Origin of the sequence: Sphingomonas sp. M1-B02 (assembly GCF_026167525.1) — a bacterium.
In the GTDB taxonomy this organism is placed as follows: domain Bacteria; phylum Pseudomonadota; class Alphaproteobacteria; order Sphingomonadales; family Sphingomonadaceae; genus Sphingomonas.
In genome coordinates, this window is the sequence record NZ_CP110679.1 from 575,500 (window position 1) to 600,717 (window position 25,218).

The 25,218-nt window shown below is 64.4% G+C and carries 23 protein-coding genes; 15 read left to right on the forward strand and 8 right to left on the reverse strand.

The genetic code is table 11. The features are described from left to right. Positions 1–2: 2 nt before the first annotated feature. From nuoG to OKW87_RS02910, 13 genes are all read left to right on the forward strand, one after another. The gene (gene nuoG / locus OKW87_RS02850) at positions 3–2,018 is read left to right on the forward strand and encodes an NADH-quinone oxidoreductase subunit NuoG (RefSeq protein ID WP_265542148.1); all 2,016 of its coding nucleotides are present in this window, start codon (positions 3–5) and stop codon (positions 2,016–2,018) included. Continuing rightward, positions 2,015–3,070 (forward strand): NADH-quinone oxidoreductase subunit NuoH, encoded by a 1,056-nt coding sequence (gene nuoH / locus OKW87_RS02855; protein ID WP_265542150.1) that lies wholly within the window; start codon positions 2,015–2,017, stop codon positions 3,068–3,070. Before nuoG ends, nuoH begins: the two co-directional genes overlap by 4 nt. Continuing rightward, entirely contained in the window at positions 3,067–3,579 is a 513-nt protein-coding gene (locus OKW87_RS02860; RefSeq protein WP_265542153.1) for a hypothetical protein, read from the forward strand. Before nuoH ends, OKW87_RS02860 begins: the two co-directional genes overlap by 4 nt. Then, positions 3,576–4,061 carry an NADH-quinone oxidoreductase subunit NuoI gene (gene nuoI / locus OKW87_RS02865; RefSeq protein ID WP_265542155.1) on the forward strand — a complete coding sequence of 162 codons (486 nt, stop codon included), beginning with the start codon at positions 3,576–3,578 and terminating at the stop codon, positions 4,059–4,061. The genes OKW87_RS02860 and nuoI overlap by 4 nt, the downstream gene beginning before the upstream one ends. Before the next feature lie 177 nt (positions 4,062–4,238). Next, a complete protein-coding gene (locus tag OKW87_RS02870; RefSeq protein ID WP_265542156.1) occupies positions 4,239–4,853 on the forward strand; it encodes an NADH-quinone oxidoreductase subunit J in 615 nt (204 codons plus the stop codon). Further along, the gene (gene nuoK / locus OKW87_RS02875; protein ID WP_265542157.1) at positions 4,850–5,155 is read left to right on the forward strand and encodes an NADH-quinone oxidoreductase subunit NuoK; all 306 of its coding nucleotides are present in this window, start codon (positions 4,850–4,852) and stop codon (positions 5,153–5,155) included. Before OKW87_RS02870 ends, nuoK begins: the two co-directional genes overlap by 4 nt. Then, positions 5,155–7,221: an NADH-quinone oxidoreductase subunit L gene (nuoL, locus tag OKW87_RS02880; RefSeq protein WP_265542158.1), complete on the forward strand. Its 2,067-nt coding sequence runs from the start codon at positions 5,155–5,157 to the stop codon at positions 7,219–7,221. Before nuoK ends, nuoL begins: the two co-directional genes overlap by 1 nt. Positions 7,222–7,228: 7 nt before the next feature. Next, entirely contained in the window at positions 7,229–8,809 is a 1,581-nt protein-coding gene (locus tag OKW87_RS02885) for an NADH-quinone oxidoreductase subunit M (protein WP_265542159.1), read from the forward strand. Further along, positions 8,809–10,257, forward strand: coding sequence for an NADH-quinone oxidoreductase subunit NuoN (gene nuoN / locus OKW87_RS02890; RefSeq protein WP_265542160.1), 1,449 nt, complete (start codon positions 8,809–8,811; stop codon positions 10,255–10,257). The genes OKW87_RS02885 and nuoN overlap by 1 nt, the downstream gene beginning before the upstream one ends. 2 nt (positions 10,258–10,259) lie before the next feature. Then, complete coding sequence (locus tag OKW87_RS02895) at positions 10,260–11,021, forward strand: biotin--[acetyl-CoA-carboxylase] ligase (RefSeq protein WP_265542161.1); 762 nt, start codon at positions 10,260–10,262, stop codon at positions 11,019–11,021. Between the two features lie 11 nt (positions 11,022–11,032). Further along, positions 11,033–11,806 carry a type III pantothenate kinase gene (locus tag OKW87_RS02900; RefSeq protein WP_265542162.1) on the forward strand — a complete coding sequence of 258 codons (774 nt, stop codon included), beginning with the start codon at positions 11,033–11,035 and terminating at the stop codon, positions 11,804–11,806. Between the two features lie 78 nt (positions 11,807–11,884). Next, a complete protein-coding gene (locus OKW87_RS02905; RefSeq protein ID WP_265543966.1) occupies positions 11,885–13,462 on the forward strand; it encodes a ribonuclease J in 1,578 nt (525 codons plus the stop codon). A 1-nt stretch (position 13,463) separates the two neighbouring features. After that, entirely contained in the window at positions 13,464–13,724 is a 261-nt protein-coding gene (locus OKW87_RS02910; RefSeq protein WP_265542163.1) for a DUF1467 family protein, read from the forward strand. Positions 13,725–13,769: 45 nt separating this feature from the next. Here the strand turns inward: OKW87_RS02910 and OKW87_RS02915 are convergent, their stop codons facing one another. Further along, on the reverse strand, positions 13,770–16,001 hold the full coding sequence (locus tag OKW87_RS02915) for a hypothetical protein (protein ID WP_265542164.1): 2,232 nt from the start codon (positions 15,999–16,001) through the stop codon (positions 13,770–13,772). A 148-nt stretch (positions 16,002–16,149) separates the two neighbouring features. Here OKW87_RS02915 and OKW87_RS02920 point away from each other — a divergent pair, with 148 nt between their 5' ends. Together OKW87_RS02920 and OKW87_RS02925 are read left to right on the forward strand one after the other, a co-directional pair. Further along, complete coding sequence (locus OKW87_RS02920) at positions 16,150–16,443, forward strand: Hpt domain-containing protein (protein WP_265542165.1); 294 nt, start codon at positions 16,150–16,152, stop codon at positions 16,441–16,443. Between the two features lie 67 nt (positions 16,444–16,510). Further along, a complete protein-coding gene (locus tag OKW87_RS02925) occupies positions 16,511–17,398 on the forward strand; it encodes a hypothetical protein (protein WP_265542166.1) in 888 nt (295 codons plus the stop codon). 4 nt (positions 17,399–17,402) lie between these two features. Here the strand turns inward: OKW87_RS02925 and OKW87_RS02930 are convergent, their stop codons facing one another. The 7 genes from OKW87_RS02930 to rpoD all read right to left on the reverse strand — a co-directional run bounded on the left by OKW87_RS02930 (position 17,403) and on the right by rpoD (position 25,198). After that, a complete protein-coding gene (locus tag OKW87_RS02930) occupies positions 17,403–18,581 on the reverse strand; it encodes a vWA domain-containing protein (RefSeq protein ID WP_265542167.1) in 1,179 nt (392 codons plus the stop codon). Positions 18,582–18,589: 8 nt separating this feature from the next. After that, positions 18,590–19,984, reverse strand: a complete 1,395-nt coding sequence (locus OKW87_RS02935) for a hypothetical protein (RefSeq protein WP_265542168.1) — start codon at positions 19,982–19,984, stop codon at positions 18,590–18,592. Positions 19,985–20,020: 36 nt separating this feature from the next. Continuing rightward, entirely contained in the window at positions 20,021–20,593 is a 573-nt protein-coding gene (locus OKW87_RS02940) for a CHAP domain-containing protein (protein WP_265542169.1), read from the reverse strand. 100 nt (positions 20,594–20,693) lie between these two features. After that, positions 20,694–21,116: a GFA family protein gene (locus OKW87_RS02945; RefSeq protein WP_265542170.1), complete on the reverse strand. Its 423-nt coding sequence runs from the start codon at positions 21,114–21,116 to the stop codon at positions 20,694–20,696. Further along, positions 21,113–21,958 (reverse strand): AAA family ATPase, encoded by an 846-nt coding sequence (locus tag OKW87_RS02950; protein WP_265542171.1) that lies wholly within the window; start codon positions 21,956–21,958, stop codon positions 21,113–21,115. Before OKW87_RS02950 ends, OKW87_RS02945 begins: the two co-directional genes overlap by 4 nt. Positions 21,959–21,994: 36 nt before the next feature. Next, positions 21,995–22,660, reverse strand: coding sequence for a DUF6975 family protein (locus OKW87_RS02955; RefSeq protein ID WP_265542172.1), 666 nt, complete (start codon positions 22,658–22,660; stop codon positions 21,995–21,997). Between the two features lie 495 nt (positions 22,661–23,155). After that, positions 23,156–25,198, reverse strand: coding sequence for an RNA polymerase sigma factor RpoD (rpoD, locus tag OKW87_RS02960; protein WP_265542173.1), 2,043 nt, complete (start codon positions 25,196–25,198; stop codon positions 23,156–23,158). Between the last annotated feature and the right edge of the window lie 20 nt (positions 25,199–25,218).

The window sequence follows — 25,218 nt, forward strand, 5'->3', positions numbered from 1 at the left end:
CCATGCCAAAGCTGACGGTAGACGGAATAGAAGTGGAGGTTCCCCAGGGGGCGACCGTGCTCCAGGCCTGCGAGGCTGCGGGGAAGGAGATTCCGCGTTTCTGTTACCATGAGCGGCTGAGCATCGCCGGCAATTGCCGGATGTGCCTGGTCGAAGTGAAGCCGGGTCCGCCCAAGCCGCAGGCCAGTTGCGCGCTGCCGGCTGCCGACAATCAGGAAATCCGCACCGACAGCGCGATGGTGAAGGCAGCGCGCGAGGGCGTGATGGAATTCCTGCTGATCAACCATCCGCTCGATTGCCCGATTTGCGATCAGGGCGGCGAATGCGATCTGCAGGACCAGAGCCTGGCTTATGGCCGCGGGCACAGCCGCTATACCGAGAACAAGCGCGCCGTGACCGAAAAGTATATGGGTCCGATCATCAAGACGATCATGACCCGCTGCATCCAGTGCACGCGCTGCGTGCGCTTCGCCGAGGAAGTGGCCGGGGTGGAAGAGATCGGCGCGATCCATCGCGGCGAGGATATGCAGATCACGACCTATCTGGAGCACGCCTTCAAGAGCGAGCTTTCGGGCAATACGGTCGATCTCTGCCCGGTCGGCGCGCTGACGCATAAGCCGGTGGCGTTCGAGTATCGCCCGTGGGAACTGCGCAAGCATCTGAGCATCGACGTGATGGACGCCGTGGGCACCAACATTCGCCTCGACAGCCGCGGACGCCAGGTGATGCGCGTGCTTCCGCGGATCAACGAGGACGTCAACGAGGAATGGGCGCACGACAAGACGCGCTACCATGTCGACGGGCTGGTGCGGCGGCGGCTCGACCGCCCGTTCGTGCGCGTGAACGGAAAGCTGGTTGAGGCGAGCTGGGACGAGGCGTTCGACGCTATCGCCGCGGTCAATGCTGGATCGAGCGTCGCGGCGATTGCCGGCGATTTGCTTGATTGCGAGACGATGTATGCGGCCAAGGCGCTGCTACGCGGGCTCGGCTCCGATCTGATCGAGAGCCGCCAGACCGGCATGTCTTATGATGTGACCAATCTGGGCGCGGTGGCGTTCAACCCGACGATCGCGGGGGTCGAGGAGGCCGATGCGGTCCTGCTGGCCGGCACCAATCTCCGTTGGGAAGCGCCGCTGATCAACACGCGGGTGCGCAAGGCGATCAAGCGTGGCGCGAAGGTTTTTGCGATCGGGCCCGAGACCGAGCTGACTTACAAGGTCGAATGGCTCGGCAACGATCTCGGCATGCTCTCGAAGCTGCCCGAATCGCTCGCGCAGGCGATGGACAATGCCAAGCGGCCGATGGTCATCCTTGGCCCGGGTGCGCTGGCCGAAGGGCATGGCGCGGCGTTGGCCTTTGCCGCGAGTGAAAATCTGGTGCGGACGCTGGAGGACGGCACGGCCTGGAACGGCTTCGGCGTGATCCACACCGCCGCGGCGCGGATGGGGGCACTGATGCTCGGCTTCGCGCAGAAGGGTGGCATCGCCGACGTGGCTGCCGCGTCGCCGAAGCTGGCTTTCTTCCTGGGTGCGGACGAAGTGGATTTCGCCAAGTTCGCGGGCAGCTTCAAGGTGTTCGTCGGTCATCATGGCGACAAGGGCGCGCATCATGCCGATGTGATCCTGCCCTCGGCCACCTATGCCGAGAAGCATGGCACCTATGTGAACCTCGAAGGCCGCGTGCAGCGTGCCGATCGTGCAGTGTTCCCGCTGGGGGATGCGCGCGAAGATTGGGCGATCCTGCGGGCGCTGTCCGACAAGCTCGGGGCAACGCTGCCGTTCGACAGTTTCGACGAATTGCGCGCGGCGATGGCATCCGAAGTGCCCGAACTGGGGCAGGAGGGGCTCGTTTCCTACGCCTGGGCACCTCCGGCGCTGGCGGCCGCGGCGAACGGCGAGGTCTCCTATCCGATCGCTGATTTCTATCTGACCAACGCGATCTGCCGCGCCTCGCCGACGATGCAGCGCTGCTCGTCCGAGCTGGTCCACGGCCAGGATTATGCGGAGGCCGCCGAATGACCGCCTTCTTCCAGAATACCGTCGGACTGCCTTATGGCTGGGCCTGGTTCATCGCGACAATCGCCGGCATCCTGCTGATCGCGCTGCCGCTGATGCTGGCGGTGGCAATGGTGATCTATGCCGATCGCAAGATCTGGGCGGCGATGGCGCTGCGGCGCGGGCCCAATGTGGTCGGCCCCTTCGGCCTGCTGCAGAGCTTCGCCGACGGGTTGAAGGTGTTCCTCCAGGAAACGATCATCCCGTCGTCGGCGAACAAGGGGCTGTTCCTGCTGGCGCCGATCATCACCTTCACGGTGGCACTGATCGTCTGGGCGGTGATCCCGTTCCAGGCGGGCGTGGTGCTCGCGAACATCAATGTCGGGCTGCTATACATCCTCGCGGCGTCGTCGCTGGGTGTCTACGGCGTGATCATGTCGGGCTGGGCGTCCAACTCGAAATATCCCTTCTACTCCGCGCTACGTGCCGCCGCGCAAATGGTGTCCTACGAAGTCGCGATCGGCTTCGTGCTGATCTCGGTCGTACTGTGGGCAGGGAGCTTCAATCTCTCGATCATCGTCGAGGAGCAGCGCGGGCATGTCTTCGGGCTGCTGAATGGCTTCGGCTTCAACCCCTTGCTGTTCCCGATGTGGGTCGTGTTCCTGATCTCGTCGCTGGCGGAGACGGCACGCGCGCCGTTCGACTTGACCGAGGCGGAGTCCGAGCTCGTCGCCGGCTATCAGACCGAATATTCGTCGATGGCGTTCGCGCTGTTCTGGCTGGGCGAATATGCGAACGTGCTGCTGATGTGCACGCTCAACGCGGTGCTGTTCTGGGGCGGCTATCTGCCTCCGATCGACTGGGCGCCGCTATATTGGGTGCCGGGCATCATCTGGCTGTTCGCCAAGATCCTGTTCTTCTTCTTCGTGTTCAGCTGGATCAAGGCCACGGTGCCGCGCTACCGCTATGACCAGCTGATGCGGCTGGGCTGGAAAATCTTCCTGCCGCTCAGTCTCATCTTTGTCTTTCTGGTGTCCGGATATCTGATGCTCGATCGCGTGGGGTTGCCGGCATGATGCTCGCGGCAGCTATCCTTCCCCTTGCCGCTATGGGTGCGCAAGATCAGCTGCGCGAGCCCGGATTGGCCATTGATTGCGAGCTTCGTCCGCTCGATCCGTCCAACTCTTCGCAGGCAACTCCAAAGCCTGGCTCAAAAATCTCCAAGCTATACGTTTGGTACGGTCGGCTGCTTGCCGCTCGGAAGGAAACCCGCGGCAGCCCGATTGCGCTGATTGTCGATCGGGAAAATCTCCTCGTGGAGAGGGGGCAACAATACCAAGCGGCCGGCACATGGCCCAAGGCTTTTAGACTGACCTCTGGCCCGGCTTCGGCAAGGCGCGTGCTCCATGTGTTCGGGGAAAAGCCAGCGGCCGAAAATCCTGGCCGGTATCAAGCACTGTTCGCCAACAGCGACGTCACCCGCGCTCCCGCAAAGGCCACGTATAGCGTGCTGTTGACCGGTAGTTGCGCCGTGACGCCAGGCGTCCCGTACAGTGTCTATTGGGCCAAAAGGACCGTTCCATGAGTTTCGCCCAAATCGTCCGCTCCTACACGCTGTGGGAATTTCTCAAGGCGCACTGGCTGACCTTGCAATATTTCTTCAAGCCCAAGGCGACGATCAACTACCCGTACGAGAAGAACCCGATCAGCCCGCGTTTCCGCGGCGAGCACGCCTTGCGTCGCTATCCCAACGGCGAAGAACGCTGCATCGCGTGCAAACTGTGCGAAGCGGTGTGCCCGGCACTGGCGATCACGATCGAGGCAGAGCCGCGCGACGACGGCAGCCGCCGCACGACGCGCTACGACATCGACATGACCAAGTGCATCTATTGCGGGCTCTGCCAAGAGGCGTGCCCGGTGGACGCGATCGTCGAGGGGCCGAACTTCGAATTTTCGACCGAGACGCGCGAGGAGCTTATCTACAACAAGGATAAATTGCTCGCGAATGGCGATCGCTGGGAACGCGCACTCGCCGCCAACCTTGCCGCCGATGCACCGTACCGTTAAGCGCGCGGCAACAGTGGGACAGCCGATGATTCACGACTTGATCCTCCCCGGCACGGGGAGGAGGACCGCGACGCGAAGCGACGTGGTGGAGGGGGCTCTCCACCGGCGCACCGCTTGCGGCGCCCCCCCTCCACCAGCCTGCGGCTGGTCCCCCTCCCCGTGCCGGGGAGGATCGGCATGATCCAGGTCCTCGCCTTTTACCTGTTCGCAGCCGTCGTCCTGGCCTCGGGCGCGATGACGATTCTGTCGCGCAATCCGGTCCACTCGGTGATGTGGCTGATCCTGGCCTTTTTCAACGCGGCCGGGCTGATGATTCTCGCGGGCGCCGAGTTCATCGCGATGCTGCTGGTGATCGTCTATGTCGGCGCGGTCGCGGTGCTGTTCCTGTTCGTGGTGATGATGCTCAATATCGACTTCGCCGAGCTGCGCGCCGGCGTGATGCGCTATGCCGCGGTCGGGTTGGCGCTCGCCGTGGCGCTGGTGGCGGAAATCGTCATCGCGATCGGCGCGTGGAGCGCGGGCGGGATCGAGCTCGGTCGCCGCATCGCGCCGATCGATCCGGACGTGCCGAACATCGAGGCGATCGGTCGGCTGCTCTACACGCGCTACCTTTTCGTGTTCGAAGGCGCCGGGCTGGTGCTGTTGGTCGCAATGATCGGTGCGATCGTGCTGACCTATCGCCAGCGCAGCGATGTTCGGCCGCAGAATATCAGCCGCCAGATCAACCGCCGCTCGAAGGATGCGACCCGCAACGTGACGAACCAGGCATCGGGGCAAGGGGTCGAATTGTGATCGGCGTCACCCATTATCTTGTCGTCTCGGCGATCCTGTTCACGCTGGGGGTGCTCGGCATCTTCATGAACCGGAAGAACCTCATCGTTATCCTGATGGCGATCGAGCTGATCCTGCTCGCGGTGAACCTCAACTTCGTCGCCTTCTCGGCGGCGCTGGGCGATCTCGTCGGCCAGGTCTTCGCGATGTTCGTGCTGACCGTCGCCGCGGGTGAGGCCGCGATCGGGCTCGCCATCCTCGTCATCTACTTCCGCGGCCGCGGTACGATCTCGGTCGACGACGTCAATCGGATGAAGGGCTGATGCATCCAATCCTCTTCATCGTCTTCCTGCCGCTGCTCGCGGCGGTGGTCGCCGGCCTGTCCAACAAGGCGTTCGGATCGGTCTTCCCCAAAATCGTGACGACGGGCGCGTTGTTCGCCGCCTGCGCGCTCTCCTGGCCAATCTTCATCGACTATCTGCACGGCGGCGCCGAGGCGACCGTGGTGCCGGTATTCACCTGGTTCACCAGCGGCGACATGAGCGTCGCCTGGGCGCTGCGTGTCGACTCGCTTACGGCGGTGATGCTGGTCGTGGTCACCAGCGTCTCGGCGCTCGTCCACCTGTATAGCTGGGGCTATATGGACGAGGATCCGGATCAGCCGCGCTTCTTCGCGTACCTCTCGCTGTTCACCTTCGCGATGCTGATGCTCGTGACCGCCGACAACCTCGTCCAGATGTTCTTCGGCTGGGAAGGGGTCGGGCTCGCTTCCTATCTGCTGATCGGCTTCTGGTTCCGCAAGCCGAGTGCGAACGCCGCGGCGATCAAGGCGTTCGTGGTCAACCGCGTGGGCGATCTGGGCTTCATGCTCGGCATCTTCGCGACCTATCTGGTGTTCGGGACGATCTCGATCCCCGCGATCCTCGAGGCTGCGCCCAATATGGCCGGCTCGACGATCGGCTTCCTGGGGATGCGCGCCGATACGATGACGGTGATCTGCCTGCTGCTGTTCCTGGGCGCGATGGGCAAATCGGCGCAGCTCGGCCTCCACACCTGGTTGCCCGATGCGATGGAGGGCCCGACGCCCGTCTCCGCGCTGATCCATGCCGCGACGATGGTCACCGCCGGCGTGTTCATGGTCTGCCGCCTGTCGCCGATGTTCGAGACGAGCGCGGTGGCCCTGGGCGTAGTGACCTTCGTCGGCGCCGCGACCTGCCTGTTCGCCGCGACGGTCGGCACGGTGCAGACCGACATCAAGCGCGTGATCGCTTATTCGACCTGCTCGCAGCTGGGCTACATGTTCTTCGCGGCCGGCGTCGGCGCGTATGGCGCGGCGATGTTCCACCTCTTCACGCATGCCTTCTTCAAGGCGCTGCTGTTCCTCGGCGCCGGCTCGGTGATCCACGCGATGCACCATGAGCAGGACATGCGCTTCTATGGCGGCCTTCGAAAGCATATCCCGATCACCTTCTGGGCGATGATGGCGGGCACGCTGGCGATCACCGGCGTGGGGCTGCCCGCGGTATTCGGCAATCATCTGGCGATCGGCTTTGCCGGCTTCCATTCGAAGGATGCGATCATCGAGGCCGCTTGGGCTGCCGGCGTGCCGAGCGCCTTCTGGGTCGGGGTGTTCGTGGCGCTGCTGACGAGCTTCTATTCGTGGCGCGTCATTTTCCTGACCTTCTACGGCACGCCGCGCTGGGCAGGCTCCGAGCATATCCAGCATGCCGTCCACGATGCCCACGGGCATCATGACGATCATCCCGCGGAGGAAGATGCCGGCCACGATCCCCATGCGCACGATCACGCGCCGGCAACCGGCACGGCGGGCTATCATCCGCACGAGAGCCCGTTCGCGATGCTGATCCCGCTGATCCTGCTGACGATCGGTGCGATTGCCGCCGGATTCGTCTTCCACGGCTTCTTCATCGAAGCGGAGGAGGGCGCGCATTTCTGGAACGGCGCGATCGCCTTCGACACGCATCTGATGCATGCGATGCATGAAGTGCCGACCTGGGTGAAGCTCTCTGCGACGGTGGCGATGCTCAGCGGGCTGCTGATCGGCTGGCTGGCTTACATTCGCTCGCCAAGCTTCCCGGCGAAGGTCGCCGCGCAGTTCAACGTCATCTACGTCTTCCTGCTCAACAAATGGTATTTCGACGAGCTCTACAATTTCCTGTTCGTGAAGCCGGCGTTTGCGATCGGCCGCATCTTCTGGAAGGCGGGCGACGAGAAGACCATCGACCGCTTTGGTCCGAACGGGCTCGCCAAAGTCGTCCAGTGGGGCGGCGTCGGCGCTGCCCGGCTGCAATCGGGATATTTGTATACCTATGCCTTCATCATGCTGATCGGGCTTACCGCCGCGCTCACCTGGGTCATCACGCGGTGATCGGGCAATGAACGGCTTTCCCATCCTTTCGCTCATGCTCGCCGTGCCCGCATTGGCGGCGGTGGCATGCCTGTTCGTCGGCGCGCAGTCGGCGCGCTGGATCGCGCTGATCGCGACGCTGATCGATTTCGTCCTGGGTATATTGCTCTGGGTCAATTTCGACATGAGCGCGGGCGCCGCGCAGTGGCAGTTCGTCGAGTTCGCGGCCTTGTTCGGCAAGCCCGAGGGCGTGAGCTTCGCCTGGGCGCTGGGCATCGACGGCTATGCGCTGATGCTGATCATGCTCAGCGTGTTCCTGATGCCGATCTGCATCGGCGCGAGCTGGGAAGCGATCCAGAAGCGCGTGCCCGAATATATGGTGGCATTCCTGCTGACCGAAGTGCTGATGATCGGCACCTTCGCGGCGCAGGACATGTTCCTCTTCTACATCTTCTTCGAAGCCGGCCTGATCCCGATGTTCCTGATCATCGGCATCTGGGGCGGCGCGAACCGGATTTACGCGAGCTACAAATTCTTCCTCTACACGCTGCTGGGCAGCCTCGTGATGCTGATCGCGATGCTCTACATGGCGATGGACGCCGGCACGTCGAGCATCCCTGCGTTGATGGAGCATGACTTCCCGGTCGGCGTGCAGACCTGGCTGTGGCTCGCCTTCTTCGCTTCGTTCGCAGTCAAGATGCCGATGTGGCCGGTCCACACCTGGCTCCCCGACGCGCACGTGCAGGCGCCGACCGCGGGCTCGGTGATCCTGGCGGGCGTGCTGCTGAAGCTGGGCGGCTATGGCTTCCTGCGCTTCTCGCTGCCGATGTTCCCCGAAGCTTCGGCGCAGTTCATGTGGCTGGTGTTCCTGCTCTCGGGCATCGCGGTGGTCTATACGTCGCTGGTCGCCTTGGTGCAGAGCGACATGAAGAAGCTGATCGCTTATTCCTCGGTCGCGCATATGGCGATCGTGACGATGGGCCTGTTCGCGTTCAACGCGCAGGGCATTGACGGCGCCATGATGGTTATGCTGGGCCACGGCCTGGTTTCGGGCGCGTTGTTCCTGTGCGTCGGCGTGATCTACGATCGGCTGCACACCCGCGAGATCGACCGCTACGGCGGGCTTGCGATCAACATGCCTCGTTATGCCCTGCTGTTCCTGCTCTTCACGATGGCCTCGGTCGGGCTTCCCGGCACGAGCAACTTCATCGGCGAGTTCCTGGGACTTGCAGGCGTCTATAAAGTCTCGACCTTAACTGCTTTGGTAGGCACCACCGGCATCATCCTGGGTGCGGCTTATATGCTGTACTTGTACCGCCGCGTTGTGTTCGGCGAACTGACCAAGGATGACGTGAAGGCGATGCCCGATCTGTCGCTCCGCGAGATCGCGCTGTTGGGCCCGATCGCCGCAGTCGTATTGTGGATGGGCGTTTATCCCGAGAGCTTCCTGAAGCCGATGCGTCCGGATACCGCACGCCTGGTCGAACGCCTGTCGCGCGCGGCGCCTCCGGGTGACTCGCAGCCGACCGCCGGCAAGCCCGCTGCCGCCCCTGCGCATGTCGAAGGCCATGCCGCTCCCGCTGAAGCCGCACAGGGGGGTGCGCACTGATGTCCTATTCTACTCAATTGTTGATGATCCTCCCTGAGATCGTGCTGTCGCTCGGCGCCATAGCGCTGATGCTGGTTGCGGCATGGGGTGGCCAGGCGTCGACCAACCTTGTCAGCTGGACTGCGGTTGCAGTTCTGATCGGTGCCGGGATCGCGTTGATCGGGCCGGCATCGGCGGGCGGTGAGGCATTCGACGGGCTGTACCGCGCCGATATGTTCGCAGCCTTCTGCAAGGTGCTGATCTTCTTCGCCGCCGCTGTTGCGATCCTGATCGCACCGCGCTTCTTCCAGCAGACCTCGGGCGACGACCTGCGCCCCGAATATCCGGTGCTGATCCTGCTCTCGACCGTGGGCATGGGGATGATGGTATCCGCCGGCGACCTGATGAGCCTCTATGTCGGCCTCGAGCTGCAGAGCCTCTCGGCCTACATCCTCGCCAGCTTTATGCGGCGCGATACGCGCTCGGCCGAGGCGGGGCTCAAATATTTCGTGCTGGGCGCGCTGGCGTCGGGCATCCTCCTCTATGGCATCAGCCTGGTCTATGGCTTCTCGGGCACGACGATGTTCACCGATATCGCCACGGCCTATGCGGGCGGCGAGCGTTCGATGGGGCTGTTGTTCGGGCTGGTGTTCGTGTTCGCCGGGCTTGCCTTCAAGATGAGCGCAGTGCCGTTCCACATGTGGACGCCCGACGTCTATGAAGGCGCACCGACCCCGGTGACGGCCTTCTTCGCCTCGGCCCCCAAGGTTGCGGCGATAGCGCTGGCGATGCGCGTGGCAATCGAGGCGATGGGGCCGGCGCTGCAGGACTGGCGCCAGATCGTAGTCTTCGCGGCGCTGGCGTCGATCCTGCTCGGGGCGGTCGCGGCGATCGGGCAGAGCAATATCAAGCGGCTGCTGGCTTATTCGTCGATCAACAATGTCGGCTTCGCACTGATCGGCCTCGCCGCCGGCACCGAGCAGGGCGTGGCGGGCGTGCTCGTCTACCTGACCATCTATGTGGTGATGACGCTGGGATCGTTCCTGGTGGTGCTGCAGATGCGGGGCGCCGATGGCCAGCCGGTAGAGACGATTGCGAGCCTTGCTGGCATGTCGCGCACGCGGCCTGGTCTCGCGCTGGCGCTGGCGATGTTCATGTTCAGCCTTGCGGGGATTCCGCCCTTGTTCGGCTTCTATGCAAAGTTCGCGGTGTTCGAGGCGGCGGTCGCGGCGGGGCTGTTCCCGCTGGCGGTGGTCGGCATCGCGGCGTCGGCGATCGGGGCCTATTATTATCTCAAGATCGTCAAGACGATGTATTTCGACGAGCCGGCACCGGCCTTTTCGGGGCGGACCGACATGGTTGAGGGCGGGCTTATCGTCGCGGCGGCGGTGTTCGTGTCGCCGCTCGGCTATGCGCTGATCCCGCTGCTGGGCGGCTGGACGACGCTGGCGGCGCGGTCGATCTTCTGAGCGTGACGATCCGGACCGTCGCCGAGACGGGATCGACCAATGCCGATGTGCTGGAACTGGCGCGCGGCGGTGCGGCCGAGGGGCTGTGGCTGCGCGCCGAGCGGCAGACGTCCGGGCGCGGGCGGCAGGGGCGGGCGTGGGTCTCGCCGGTCGGTAATTTGTACGTTTCGACGCTGGTTCGGCTGCGGCCGAGCGATCCAGCTGCTGCCACGCTGGCGCTGGTGGCGGCGGTGGCGCTGGAGGAGTCTGTTTCCACGTTCCTGTTCCCCGGCGAAGGTCGGGGCTCGACATCGGGCAGCTCGCAACTGGGCCCCGGCCTTCGCCGGGGTGACGTTCAGTTGAAGTGGCCGAATGACCTGCTTGTCGGCAGCGCGAAGATCTCTGGAATCCTGCTCGAGCGTGCGGACGACGCAGTGGTGATCGGCTTTGGGGTCAACATCGCGCACAAGCCTGATGGGCTCGATCGCGTCGCGACAAGCATGGCGGAACATGGCGTGACGCCTGACCCCGATCTCTTCGCTGAAACGCAGGCCGAGGCATTCGAGCGCTGGCTCTCCCGCTGGCGGGGCGAAGGGTTGGGGCCGGTGCGCGAACGCTGGCTGGCGCGCGCGCATCCCAAGGGGACCGCGCTTACTGCCCGGCTGGCGGACGGCAGCACTATCGATGGTCTGTTCGACGGGCTCGATTCGGGCGGCGCGCTCATCCTGCGCTTGGCCGATGGCACGGCGCGTGTCATTCACGCCGCCGACGTGTTCCTGCTCTAGGGGAGAGGCCGATGCTGCTCGCGATCGACGCCGGCAACACCAATGTCGTGTTCGCATTGCTGGACGAGGGCAGGATCCGCGCGCGCTGGCGGATCGCGACCGATCCACGGCGCACGGCGGACGAATATGCGGTGTGGCTGAGCCAGTTGCTGAGCCTGGAGGGCTATGATCGCTCGGCGGTGAGTGGGGTGATCATCGCGACGGTGGTGCCGCGCGCGCTGCACAATCTGCAGGTGCTGAGCCAGAAGTATTTCAAGACCGAAGCGCTGATCGCGGGTCAGGCGGGGGCGGAGTGGGGCATCCATCTCGACGTAGAGGAGCCCCAGAATCTAGGGGCCGATCGGGCGCTCAACGTCATCGCCGCGCATGCCCGTCACCCCGGCGACCTGATCGTGATCGATTTCGGCACCGCGACGACCTTTGATGTGGTAGACTATAGCGGAGCCTATAAAGGCGGGATCATCGCGCCGGGCATCAATCTGTCGCTCGATGCGTTGGTGACTGCAGCGGCGAAGCTGCCGCGCATTGCAATTTCCGCCCCGCAGACGGCCAGCGTGATTGGCCGCAATACCGTCGATCAGATGCATATCGGCATCTATTGGGGCTATGTGGCGATGATCGAGGGGCTGGTGGCGCGGCTGAAGGACGAAGTAGGCCGACCGCTCAAGGTGATCGCGACGGGCGGGCTGGCGATATTGTTCGAGGAACGAACCGACGTCTTCGACGCGATCGAACCCGATTTGACGATACAAGGGTTGGCGATGCTGTGGGAACGCAGCCGTTGACCGCATTTCCAAGGAAACGAAGTGAAACCCGGTAAAGAACTACTATTCCTCGCGCTCGGCGGCTCGGGCGAGATTGGCATGAACGTCAATCTCTACGGCACGCAGGGCAAGTGGCTGATGGTCGATTGCGGCATCACCTTTGGCGACGCCGATTATCCGGGCGTCGACGTGATCCTGCCCGACCTGCAGTTCATCGAAGAACGGCTCGACGATCTGGTTGGCATCGTGCTGACGCATGGCCATGAGGACCATATCGGTGCGCTGCCCTATCTCGCCGCCGATCTGGGCGTGCCGCTTTACGCCACGCCGTTCACGGCGGGGCTGATCCGCGGCAAGCTGGAGGAAGAGGGCAATGACGATCGCATCACCCTGAAGATGATTCAGGAAGGCGAGGCGTTTCGCGTCGGGCCCTTCGGGATTACTTACGTGCCGCTCGCACACTCGATCCCCGAGGCCAATGCGCTGCTGATCGAGACGCCCTATGGCAAGATCTTCCACACTGGCGACTGGAAGCTGGACCCGGCGCCTTCGCTGGGTGGTGCTTCGACCGCTGAGGAGCTGAGCGCGATCGGTGACGAGGGCGTGCTCGCGCTGGTCTGTGATTCGACCAACGTGTTCAATCCCGAGGCTTCGGGGTCGGAGGCGGATGTGCGCGAGGGGCTTCGCGAGGTCATCGCCGCCGCCAAGGGCCGAGTGATGGTAACGACCTTCGCGTCCAACGCGATCCGGCTGCAGACGCTGGGCGAAGTGGCGCGCGACTCGGGGCGCGAGCTTTGCGTGGCGGGGCGCTCGCTCGATCGGATCATCCGCGTCGCCAAGGCGACCGGCTATCTGCGCGACCTTCCCGACACGATCGATTTCGACACGGCGATGACGCTGCCGCCGTCGCGCGTACTGATCGTCGCGACCGGCGGGCAGGGCGAGCCTCGCGCGGCGCTGGCCCGCGTTGCCGAGGGCAGCCATGTCATCAAGCTCGGTAAGGGCGATACCGTCGTCTTTTCCTCGCGCCAGATCCCCGGCAATGAAGTCGCGATCGGGCGGATCATGAACAAGCTCGCCAAGAGCGACGTCTCGATCGTCACCGAGCGGCAGGCGTTCATCCACGTCTCGGGCCATCCCGGGCGTCCCGAGCTTGCGTCGATGTATGGCTGGATCCGGCCCGATATCCTGGTCCCGGTGCATGGCGAGACCCGGCATCTGCACGAACATCGCCGCTTCGGGCTCGAGCAGGGCATCCCGACGGCGCTGGTCCAGGAGAATGGCGAAGTCTGGCGGCTTGCTCCGGGCGCACCGCAGCGCATCGCCGAGGCGCCGACCGGACGGCTGGTGCTCGACGGCGATGTGATTCTTCCCGCCGATGGATCGACGATCAACGAACGGCGGCGCCTCGCGCTCTACGGCCAGGTTTCGGTGGCGGTGGCGATCCGCGGCGGCCGGTTGGCGGGATCGCCGGTCGTGCGGGTCCAGGGCATACCCGTGGAAGAGGATCGCGACGAGTTTCTCGATGAAGCGGCAAGCGCGGCGGCGGCGGCGGTCAAGAAGGACGGGCGTAACATGGACAAGCTGCGCGAGGCGGTGCGGCTCGCGGTACGCCGCGTGGCGACCCGCTTCACGGGCAAGAAGCCGATCGTCGACGTGTTGATCGTGGAAATCTGAGATGCGCTGGCAATCGATCCTTGCCATCTACATCCTGTTCTGGGCCTTTTCGGTGTTCCTGGTGCTGCCCTTCGGGGTGCGCACTTCGCAGGAGGCGGGGGCCGAGCTGGTCCCCGGCCAGGCCGAAAGCGCCCCTCACGGCTTCAGCGCGCGTCGTGTCGTCATTCGAACAACGATCGTGGCGACGGTGCTCTTCCTAATTTTTTATCTGAACTATGTGTTCGGTTGGGTGACGACCGAGATGCTGGACTGGGTGCGCTGACCTCGTCCGTCATCCTGGCGAAAGCCGGGATGACGGGTTGAAGCTTCAGGTCCGCAGTCGCTCGATCGCCTGCGCCAGCGCGACGTAGAGCTTACCCATGTCCGACGAAAGCAAGGTCACGCCCAGCGGCGATCCGTCGCGGAGCGCGAGGATCTGGCGTAGCATAGCCTCGAAATCGTGGATGTAGCGATTGACGTTGACGCGGAACGGATCATCCTCGTCATAGAGTCGGGCGATCTCGCGGGTGTCGCCGGGTTCGAGCAGGCGCACAGCGCGGCGCGTGAAGACGCCGCGATCGCCCTTCAGATAAGCGGCCCAGCTGCTGTCGGTGACTTCGGTCGAAAAGGCCTTGGCGATGTCGATCGAGGCGGAGTTGAGCGCCTCGATCAGCAGGGAGGTGCGACGTGCGAAATTGTCGGTATCGGCCTTTTCGCGCTCGGCGCGACCCGCGTCGATCCGCGCCTCGACCTCGCCGGTGGTTTCGGCGAGGACGAGCATCTGCTCGGTGAGCCGTTCGGAGGCGCGTGCCGCGGCGGTCACCGCGGCCTCGGTGATCTCGGCGAGCTCTGTCATCTGGCGACGAACCGAATTGTCGATCGCACGCTTGAGCGCGGTGCTGCTGGCTTCCTCGAGCGCGCGGGTGGCGCCGGGGACAATCGAGGCCAGCGTTTCGCGCGAATGGTCCGCGGCGGCGTTGGCCGTTTCGCGGACGCGGACCAGGGCCTCGACCAGCTGGGGCGCGGCGGTTTCGGCGAACCGGCGGGTGGTGGCGATCGTGTCGTCGACGATCGCGCCGAGATTTGCGGCCTGCTCGCCGCCGCTGGTGAGCGTCTCCAACAGTGATGCCTGCGTCTTGGCCAGCGTATCGCGCTGTTGCGCGACGACGTCGGCAATCGCCTCGATGGCGTCATGAGTGCTCTCGGCGGCAGTGACCAAGGCAAGCAGCTCGGGCTTGGCGCCGGAGACGATCGTGCGGCTCGCGGTGATCCGCGTATCGAGCCGTTCCAGCGCTTCGGGCAATGTCTCATCGATCTCGCGCGCCGATGCGTCGAGTGCGGTGAGCAGTTCCTCGGACGTGCCGATCACCTTGTGCGCGAGCGAGTCGCCGGTGCGCAGGGCTTCCGACATCGCATCTACCGACCCGTGCAACGCGCTGATCGAGGCGGCGAGCGACTGCGTGCGATCCGAACCCGAGGCGTGGAGCACCTGCAGCTCGCGGTCCAGGCGATCGACGCCTGCGTAAATCCCCGCGAACATCGCGTCGCCACGGCCCTGCTCCTCGCCGAGCCGAACGCCGATCCGGCCGATCGATTCCTCGATCGAGACGATGCGCTCGCCGAGCGCCTCTGCACTGTCGCGGCCGGCGCGGTCGAGAGCGGCCTGGTTTGCGCTGAGCATCGCCAGAATCGCTTCGCCTTGCGCGGCGATGCCCGAGCGTGCCTGGTCGACGGCGTGCGCGGCGCGATCAAGGACGTTGTCGACTGCAATCGACATCTCGCCGGTGACCTGTTCGAGCCGCGCGCCGGCGGTCTCGCTGGTGGCCTCCATCCGCGCGATGTGCGCCGCAAGCCTCTCCGCTGCGCCGCCGGCGATCTGGTCCGCCTCGCGACCCCGTTCTGCGAGCGCGGTCAGCTGCGTATCAAGCGACGCGGCTCGCTGACTGGCGAGAAGGCCGGCATCGTCGACTCGCTCGGCAAGGCCGCGCATCTCCTCATGCGCCTTGGGAAGCGAAGACAGGACGATTTCGACTCGCCGCTCCGCCTCCGACGCGGCATCCCCCAGCGTGCGGGTGCTCGCGTCCAGGCTGCGCGCCTGCTGGCTGACGGTGGTCGACACCGTTTCGATCCGCTCGACCGCGCGATCGCCCATTGCCATCAGGACGGTCGTCTGATCGGCGAGGAAATGGCGGTTCTCGTCCACCTTGCGGGCGAGTGCGGCGATCACGCGCTCGAGCGAGTCGGCCTCGGCGCGCATCGCGCGTGCGGTGGCCCCGAAGCGCTGCGCTTCGGCTCGGCTGGTGCGCAGCGCGAGCAAGTAGAGAATCGCGATGAGGGCAGGGGGCACACACAGTGCGGCGATCAGCTGGATCAACGCGAGCGGGGCTAGCCCCGCCTGAAGCGAGGGCAAAGCTAGCCAGGTCATTCCGCCGAACCAAGCGGTGACCGCCAGCCAGGCCGCGGCGGGAAGGAGCCACCGCCAGCTGCGACTCGGCTCTTCCCCCACTTCCTCCTCGATGAACATGGTCTCGTCGCGACGCGGCACTGCCGCCTCCGACAAGATGAAGTCCCCGTCGCCAGCCGCTTGCGCGTCATTGGCGAATTGCGCTGGTTTGCCCCCAATCATGGCGCGTATTTACCACATTATCCTCGCGCACCACCATAGGGCCTATACGAAGGATTAAGCCTGTTCGAAGTAGAGGTCGGCCATGGCTTATGATCCCGGTGCAATCGATGCGACGCTGGCGGCGGCGGTGGGCGACGAACCCCAGCTGATCGCGGAGTTGCGCGAGGCGTTTCTCGATGGCGTGAAGCGCTGCGTCGATGCGATGAACGGCGCCGACAGCCCCGACGGCTGGGCGTCGGCAGCACTGCGCCTGAAGGGGCTGGCGGCAAGCTTCGGCGCCGTGCGACTGATGGCGCTGGCGTCCGAAGCCGCAAGCGGGGCACCGCATGACGGCGGAGTTCTGCGGCGCCTGCAGCGGGCGATCGAACGACTCTGATTGCCGTTCAGCTTCCAGACAGGTTCAGGTGTGTTAGTCATATGGCTCACCGGGTGAGGAACCGCGCGTGCGAAATCATTTGACCAGCTGGATATTCGGGGCGGCACTCGGGACTTTGGTGGCCGCCAGCGGTGCCGCCGCGCAGGACCTGAAACCGGAAGACCCCATCGTGGTGACCGGTCAGCCCGAAATCCCCCGCGCCCAGGCCAAGCAGTTCATCCGCGAAGTGATGACCACGGTAGAAGGCCAGTTCGCGCGCTTTCGCGAGCCGGTCTGCCCGACGATGGTCGGGATCGGAGACGAATATGGTGCGATCGTCTCGAAGCGCATCCGCCTGATGGCCCAGGAGGCCGGGATACCGATTGGCGGCGAGAAGTGTGCGCCGAACATCATCATCATCGTCGCAGCCGATGCGGACAGGCTTGTGAAGGACATGCGGAACACGCTGCCCACCATCTTTGCCGGAACCAGCCCGAAGGAAATGAAGCGCGCGCTGCGAAGCGGGCCGGTGCATGTCTGGAGCGCCGTCGAGGTGCGCAATGAGGACGGCCAGGGGATTAGCTCGGGCGGCCTCGACGGTCGTTCGATGAATGGGGGTGTGCTGCAGGTGAGGACGGCGTCGATGCTCGAGCTATCGAGCCAGCAGGCAACCGTTCAATCGGTGATCGTGATCGATGACGACGCGATGCTCGGCAAGACGCTTGCCCAGCTGGGCGACTATGTCGCAATGCGGACACTCGCAAGCGCGCGGCCCCCCAAAGCGGGTCTGCCGGCGGATACGATCCTGACGCTGTTCGATCCGACGACGGCGTCGCCCGCCGGCGCGACGCAGATCGACCGATCCTATCTCAAGGGACTTTATCAGAGTCGCCCGACGGGGCGCGGCTCGTCGCAGGCAAATACGATCGCCCGGACGATCAGCAACGATTCGCGGGAGCGCGTGGGACTCGAATGAGCGCCTAACGCTTGCGGCTCAGCTCGCGCATCGCTTCGTCGAGGCCGGCGAGAGTGAGCGGGTACATCCGGTCGTGCATCAGCTCGCGGATGATCCGGATCGACTGGGTATATCCCCAATGCGCTTCCGGCAGGACGTTGAGCCAGACCGCGGCGGGATAGGTGTTTACCAGCCGCTGCATCCAGACCCCGCCCGGGTCTTCGTTGAAATGCTCGACCGAACCGCCCGGGTGGCTGATTTCGTACGTGCTCATCGACGCATCGCCGACGAAGATCAGCTTGTAATCATGGCCATATTTATGGAGGATGTCCCACATCGGCGTCCGCTCGGTGAGGCGGCGGCGGTTGTCCTTCCAAACGCCTTCATACGGGCAATTGTGGAAGTAGAAGAATTCGAGATTCTTGAATTCGCTGGTCGCCGCCGAGAAGAGTTCCTCGCAAAGCTTGACGAAGGGGTCCATCGATCCGCCAACGTCGAGGAAGAGCAGCAGCTTGACGGCATTGTGCCGCTCGGGGCGCATGCGGATGTCGAGCCATCCCTGGCGCGCGGTGCCGTCGATCGTGCCGTCGATGTCGAGTTCGTCGGCGGCGCCTTCGCGGGCGAAGCGGCGCAGCCGGCGTAGCGCCACCTTGATGTTGCGGGTGCCCAGCTCGCGGCTGTTGTCGAGATTCTTGTACTCGCGGCCTTCCCACACCTTCAGCGCGCGGCCGTGCTTCGATTCGCCGCCGATGCGGACGCCTTCGGGATTGTAGCCGCCATTGCCGAAGGGCGAGGTGCCGCCGGTGCCGATCCACTTGCTCCCGCCCTGATGGCGTTCCTGCTGCTCGGCGAGCCGCTGCTTGAGCGTCTCCATGATCTCGTCCCATGAGCCGAGCGATTCGATCCGGGCCATCTCCTCGGGCGTGAGGAATTTCTCGGCGACTGCCTTGAGCCAATCTTCGGGGATGTCGGCGGGAGCGACGCCGTAGGAGGTGGAAATGCCCTTGAAGACCTTGGCGAAGACCTGGTCGAAACGGTCGAGCAGGCCCTCATCCTTCACGAAGGTGGCGCGGGCGAGATAGTAAAAGGCTTCGGGGGTTCGCTCGATGACTTCGCGGTCAAGCGCCTCGAGCAGGACCAGATGCTCCTTCAGGCTAGCCTGAATGCCCGCAGCGCGCAGCTCGTCGAGGAAGGAGAAGAACATGCGCCCTCTTAGGGCTGGCGTTGATACAGCGTCCAGTGGGTGCCCGACATGCCGTGCGCATGGGCCGCGGCGATCGGCACGAAGCGGGTGCCGCAGAGGGGGATCTGCTCGGGCGGCTCTTCGCCCCTGAAGCGATCGGCCAGGAAGAATCGCGCGCCCGTGCAATCAGAAAGCCGAATCTTCAACGGGTAGTCGGCGGCACCCGCCGCGACCTGGAGCGTGGCGATGCTGGGCGCACGGTCGATCAGCAGGAGGGCGCCTTGCGGTGCGCGCGCCTGCATCGCGCGAATCGCTGCGCCGATATCGCCGCGACGGTTGATCGCGAGATCGACATCGCACACCAGGCTTGCGGCGGCGATCGCGGCGAGCGCGCCTCCACTAAGCCAGCGCTTCCACCCGCCGGCGCGCCAGCCCAGCCAGATGAACTCCGCTACCAGGATCAGCAGCGCGATCCCGACGAGCAGATAATAACGCGGGTGCGCGACATTGCCCACTCGTAGCAAAACCAGCGCTAGCGGGAAGCCGAGGATCGCCAGGCGGTGGAACGCGATGCGCGACACGCCGGCCGAAGGTGCGAGCACGATCAATATCGGGATCGCAGCGAACCACCAGACGCCGACGATCGGAAATCCGAGGCTGTACTGGACCATTTCCGATACGCCATGGAGCAAGGCGATCGTCCGGTATGGATCGTAGGCGCCGATCCTGAAACCACCATGCGCCGCGGCGGCACCGGCGATGATCGACGCGACCAGCACGAGCGCGATCACCGATGGAAGCAACAGCCGGATCGTGTCGACGAGCGCGGGCTTGAGCGCGCTGCGCTTCCACAGCGTGAAAAACACCCAGCCGCTGATTGCACAGAAGCCGAAGACCATGATCAGCTGTGAAAAGGCGCCGAGGAAGAAGGTTATCGCCAGTGCGAGAGCCGGGCTGCGCTCTGCGTCGCCTGCCAGCCAACGGTCGACCAGGAGAATCGCGGTCAGCAAGGCGAGCGACATGGGCGCGTAGCCCCGCGCCTCCGAGCCGAAGGTCACGAGGACGGGCGAGACGGCGAAAAGCAAGGCGGTGATCACCGCGAGCGATGGGCTGCGTCGGGCACCGATCAGCGCTGCGACTAGGATCGCGGCAGTCCCGGTGACGATCGACAACGCACGGGCGAGCGGCGGAGGCGAATCGAAGCCGACCCACTGGAGCCACAGCGAGGTCAGATGGTGGTTGTTGTCGTGGTTGATATTGAGGAACACGCCCAGCGGGGTGCCCGCTTCGTGCGCGTGCTTGGCGGACCATGCCTCGTCGAGCCACAGCGCGCCCTGCGCCCCGGCGATTCGCAGCGCGAAGCCGAGCAGCACGACTGCCGCGAGCAGCCATCCTATCCGCCTGTCGAGGCTGCCCCCCTGCATGCGAACCTAATGCGTCAGTGGCGGGGTACGTACAAGTCAGCGTGCATAGGCATCGATCAGCGAGCCGACATAATCGGGTTTCTTGCTCGTCAGCTCAGGCGATGGCTTGGCGGTGCGGACCTGCTTGCTAGCGTCCGGATCGGGCGTTCCATAGATGAAGCCGTGCGCCGGATAGATCGAGCCGCCGAGCCCGTCGGTGTCGCGATACCAGACCTTGACCTGGCTCCAGTCGCCGCGCGGCGAGACGTCGAACAGAGTGACGTCCTGCTCCGGGCGGCCGCGCTTGCCGTCGAAGCGGGACCAATTGGCATGGGTGACCATCAGCACGCGCTTTTCGACGATCCGGCTTACCACCGCCACATGGCCGAGCGGCAGCTTCGCGCTCTTGGCGAAAGCCAGCACAGCGCCGACGCGGGGCTTCTGCCCGCGCTGATAGCGGCCATCTGCCTGCGCCCACCAGGTCCAGGCGTCGCCATAGATCTGGATGCCCGAGGCGGCACGCGCGAAGGGTACGCACTGGCCGACATAATCGAGGAGCGATTGCGCCTGCGCGGGGACGGCCGACAAAGAGGCGGCGGCGAGCAGGACAGTGAACGCAAGACAACGCATATCCGGGTACCCTTAGAGATACCCCCCCGACCATCCGGTATCGGGAAGCGGTCAAAATCGCGTTAACTGCTTTCGGCTCCTCGCGGCAAATGGCGTCGATTCAGACGATCGGCGGCGGTGGCGGTTGGCGCGCAAATTGTTCGAGCTGGGGGTCTATCACCGCCCAGGCAGGCGCGTCTTCGGTCCAGATCGCGATTTGCGGGGACAGGTCATGGGGCGTGTCGAGAAAGCCGAGCCGAAGGGTGCGGAATTGAGGGCGCGCCGAGGATTGGCCCATCACCGGCGTGCCGCATGCACCACAGAAGCTCTGGGTGAGCGTGTTGCCGCTTGCGGCAACATAGGATCTGGTAGCGAGCTCGCCTTCGATCGTGATCACGCCGGTGGCGAACATCGCATTGTTGGTCGGCGAGCCGGCCGCGATCTGCTGGCATTGGCGACACCAGCATTGACGCACGGCCTGTGCTTCTCCGTCGATCGTAGCAGTAACCGCCCCGCAGGCGCAGCGACCGGTGTAGCGGCTCACTTGACCTGCCGCCGGCTCATGAATGCGAGGCGTTCGAACAGCATCACATCCTGCTCATTCTTGAGCAATGCGCCGTGGAGCGGGGGGATCGCCTTGCTCGGGTCCTTCGACTGGAGCACTTCGAGCGGCATTTCCTCGTGGAGGAGCAGCTTGAGCCAGTCGAGCAATTCGCTTGTCGAGGGCTTTTTCTTGAGACCCGGAACGTCCCGAATCTCGTAGAAGATGTCCATCGCCTTGCCGACCAGGATCTTCTGGATGCGGGGGAAGTGGACGTCGATGATCGCCTGCATCGTATCGCGGTCGGGGAACTTGATATAATGGAAGAAGCAGCGACGCAGGAACGCGTCGGGCAGCTCCTTCTCGTTGTTGGAGGTGATAACCACGATCGGCCGCTCGGCGGCGCGCACCGTCTGGCCGGTCTCATAAACATGGAATTCCATGCGATCGAGCTCCTGTAGCAGATCGTTGGGGAATTCGATGTCTGCCTTGTCGATCTCGTCGATCAGCAACACCGGCACTTCGGGGGCGGTGAACGCCTCCCACAGCTTGCCCTTGCGGATATAGTTGGCGATGTCGTGGACGCGTTCGTCGCCGAGCTGGCCGTCGCGAAGGCGGGCGACCGCATCATATTCGTAGAGGCCCTGCTGCGCCTTGGTGGTCGATTTGACGTTCCACTCGATCAGCGGCGCGCCGACGGCCTTGGCGATCTCATAGGCCAGCACGGTCTTGCCGGTGCCGGGCTCGCCCTTGACGAGCAAGGGGCGGCGGAGAGTGACGGCCGCGTTCACGGCGACCTTGAGGTCCTCCGTCGCGACATAGCTTTGGGTGCCTTGGAAACGCATGGCTCCGGGTTAGCGGGCCGTGCGGCTAACGCAAGCTCAGTGGATGCCCCTTGCGCTCGCGCGAGCTTCGAGCAGATCCCACAGCCCGCGATGCTGCGCGAAGACCTGTTGCGCGCCGAACAGCATCGCCCGCTCCATCGACCCCTGGCGCGCCAGCGCGTCGACGACGCTGACCGTCTCCTCGACGATCGGGAGGCGGGAAGCGGGGACGACGATGCCGAGGCGGTTCGCGGCGGCGTCGAGCACCTCGCGGATTGTTGCCCAATCGATCGCCAGCGCCAGCGCGGCGCCCGCGGCGCAGCCCGCGCGGTCGGATTGGGCGAGCATTTCTAGCGCATGGCGCTGTGCATGTGCGGCGGCTTCGGATTCGGCGTGTCCCGGGGTGCTCGGCAGCGGCCCGGCGGCGGCGACAATCCGGACGAGATAGGCACGTTCGGCGGCGAAGGCTTCGGCGGCGGCTTCGGCCCAATCGCGTTCGAGCGTCACATGGGCGTGGGCCCGGGCATGATCGATCACGCCGGGATGGCGCCCGTGCAGCACGCAGATATAATGTGCGGCGTCGGCGAGATCGCGAAGCGATTCCAGATTTTCGGCTAGGCGGCGCAAATAGGGATGATTGGCGCTGCCATCGGAAGCGACGAGCGAACCCATCGCGCCCCAGGCGCTGCCCGATCGGGCAATCTGTGCGGAATCAAACGGCATATGCCCCCAGGACCTGAACGCCGGCGGCGGCCGGCGCGTCATGCATGCCGCAGAGGGTTATACCGAAGCGCGTAAAGACGTGGTTTAGGTGGGGTTAACCTTAAGGAAACACAGTGTGCCGTGCCGGGATGCGCCCGGCGCACCCCAGTCCGGATTCGGGATTTTTCATACCTGCTCCAGACTCGACCTCGCCCGGACCGACGACCTGACGCGAAGCAGCGCGCTTAGTTCTGACGCTTGCGCGTGCTGCCCGTCGTGAAGAGATCCACCAGAGCCACCAGAAGCGGCGCGCCCAGGATCCACACCCATAAATACGGCATGCGATAATTCCTTAGCTGATCAGTAGGCAACGCACGGCTGCGAACGCGCGTTCCGTACGCGCGTGAGTCTGATCAGTGGCTAAGCAAGAATCGTTGGATTGCGCTGCAGCAGCCTGCAGCGAAAAGGGCGGGAGTTACACCGCCCTTTACCACCGCAGCGCTCAACCCCCCGCTATCACTGATCCAGGAAGGACCGCATTTTTCGCGACCGGCTCGGATGCTTCAGCTTGCGCAGCGCCTTCGCCTCGATCTGGCGGATTCGCTCGCGAGTCACGCTGAATTGCTGGCCGACTTCCTCGAGCGTGTGATCGGTGTTCATCCCGATGCCGAAGCGCATCCGCAGCACGCGCTCCTCGCGCGGCGTGAGCGACGCGAGCACCCGCGTGACGGTTTCCTTGAGGTTGGCCTGGATCGCGGCATCAACCGGGATAACCGCATTCTTGTCCTCGATGAAGTCGCCGAGATGCGAATCCTCCTCGTCGCCGATCGGCGTCTCGAGGCTGATCGGCTCCTTGGCGATCTTCATCACCTTGCGCACCTTCTCCAGCGGCATGGAGAGGCGCTCGGCCATTTCCTCGGGCGTGGGTTCGCGGCCCTGCTCGTGGAGGAACTGGCGGCTGGTGCGGACCAGCTTGTTGATCGTCTCGATCATATGGACCGGGATGCGGATCGTGCGCGCCTGATCGGCTATGCTGCGGGTGATCGCCTGGCGGATCCACCAGGTCGCATAGGTGCTGAACTTGTAGCCGCGGCGATATTCGAACTTATCGACGGCCTTCATCAGGCCGATATTACCCTCCTGGATCAGATCCAGGAACTGCAGGCCGCGATTGGTGTATTTCTTGGCGATCGAGATGACGAGGCGCAGGTTCGCCTCGACCATTTCCTTCTTGGCGATGCGCGCCTCGCGCTCGCCCTTCTGGACCATGTTGACGATGCGGCGGAACTCGGTGAGCGACATGCCGGTCGCCTGGCTGATTTCGCTGATCTCGATGCGGATGCGATCGACCGCCGGCGCCTCATTCTCGGCGAAGGCCTTCCACTTCTTGTCCAGCTTCTCGACCGTGGCGATGAAGCTCTCGTCCATCTCGTGATCGACATAGCGATCGAGGAAATCCTTCCGCGGCACCTTGTGTCGCTCGGCAAGGCGCAGCATCTGGCCGCCCAAAGCGGTGAGGCGCCGGTTGAAGCTGTAAAGCTGGTCGACCAGATACTCGATCTTGGCGTTGTGGAACTGGACCGATTCGACCTCTGCGGTCAGTTCCTCGCGCAGCTTGTGGTAGCTGCGCTCCTGTGCCGACGCGAGCTCGCCGCCGGCCGACATTGCGTCGAGCCGGGCAAGCTGGATCTTCGAGAATTTCTTGTAGATCGAGGTGATGTTGGCGAACCGCTCGAGCGCCTGCGGCTTGAGCTGTTCCTCCATCTGCGCGAGGCTGAGGGTATTATCCTCTTCCTCGTCGTCCGAGGGGCGCGGGGTGCGCCGCTCGGTCATCGAATCCTCGTCCTCGTCGTCGGCGGGCGCCTCTTCGGGCTCGGCTTCTTCCTTGAACGTGGCGCCAGCGGTCTTTTCGCTGATCTCGCCATTATCGTCTTCCTCGGCGCCCTCGACCTGCTCGGGCGAGGGACCCTTGGAGAGCATCGCATCGAGATCGAGGATCTCGCGCAGCTGCATCGTGCCTTCGTTGAGCGCGTTGGACCAGCCGATGATCGCGTTGAAGGTGATCGGCGATTCGCACAGACCGAGAATCATCGTGTCGCGGCCGGCCTCGATCCGCTTGGCGATGGCGATTTCGCCCTCGCGGCTGAGCAGCTCGACCGCGCCCATCTCGCGCAGATACATGCGGACGGGATCGTCGGTGCGATCGACCGTCTCTTTCTTCTTGGCGATCTCGAAGGCGGGCTCGTCGTCCTTGGCCTCGGCATCCACCTCGTCAGGGGTGTCGTCCTCGGCTTCGGCGTCCTCGCCGCCTTCCTCATTCTCGACGACGTTGATGCCCATGTCGTTGAGCGCAGACATCACGTCCTCGATCTGCTCGGAGGACATCTGGTCCTGCGGCAGCATCTCGTTGAGCTGGTCGACGGTGATGTAACCGCGCTTCTTGGCGCGGGCGACAAGCTTCTTCAGCGTGCCTTCGTTGAGATCGATGAGGGGCGCATCGCCGGTGTCGATCGTCGTATCGTCGCCGCCGCCATTGCCGCCGCCGTTCGCCTTAGCCATCAACTATCCTCGAAATCTGA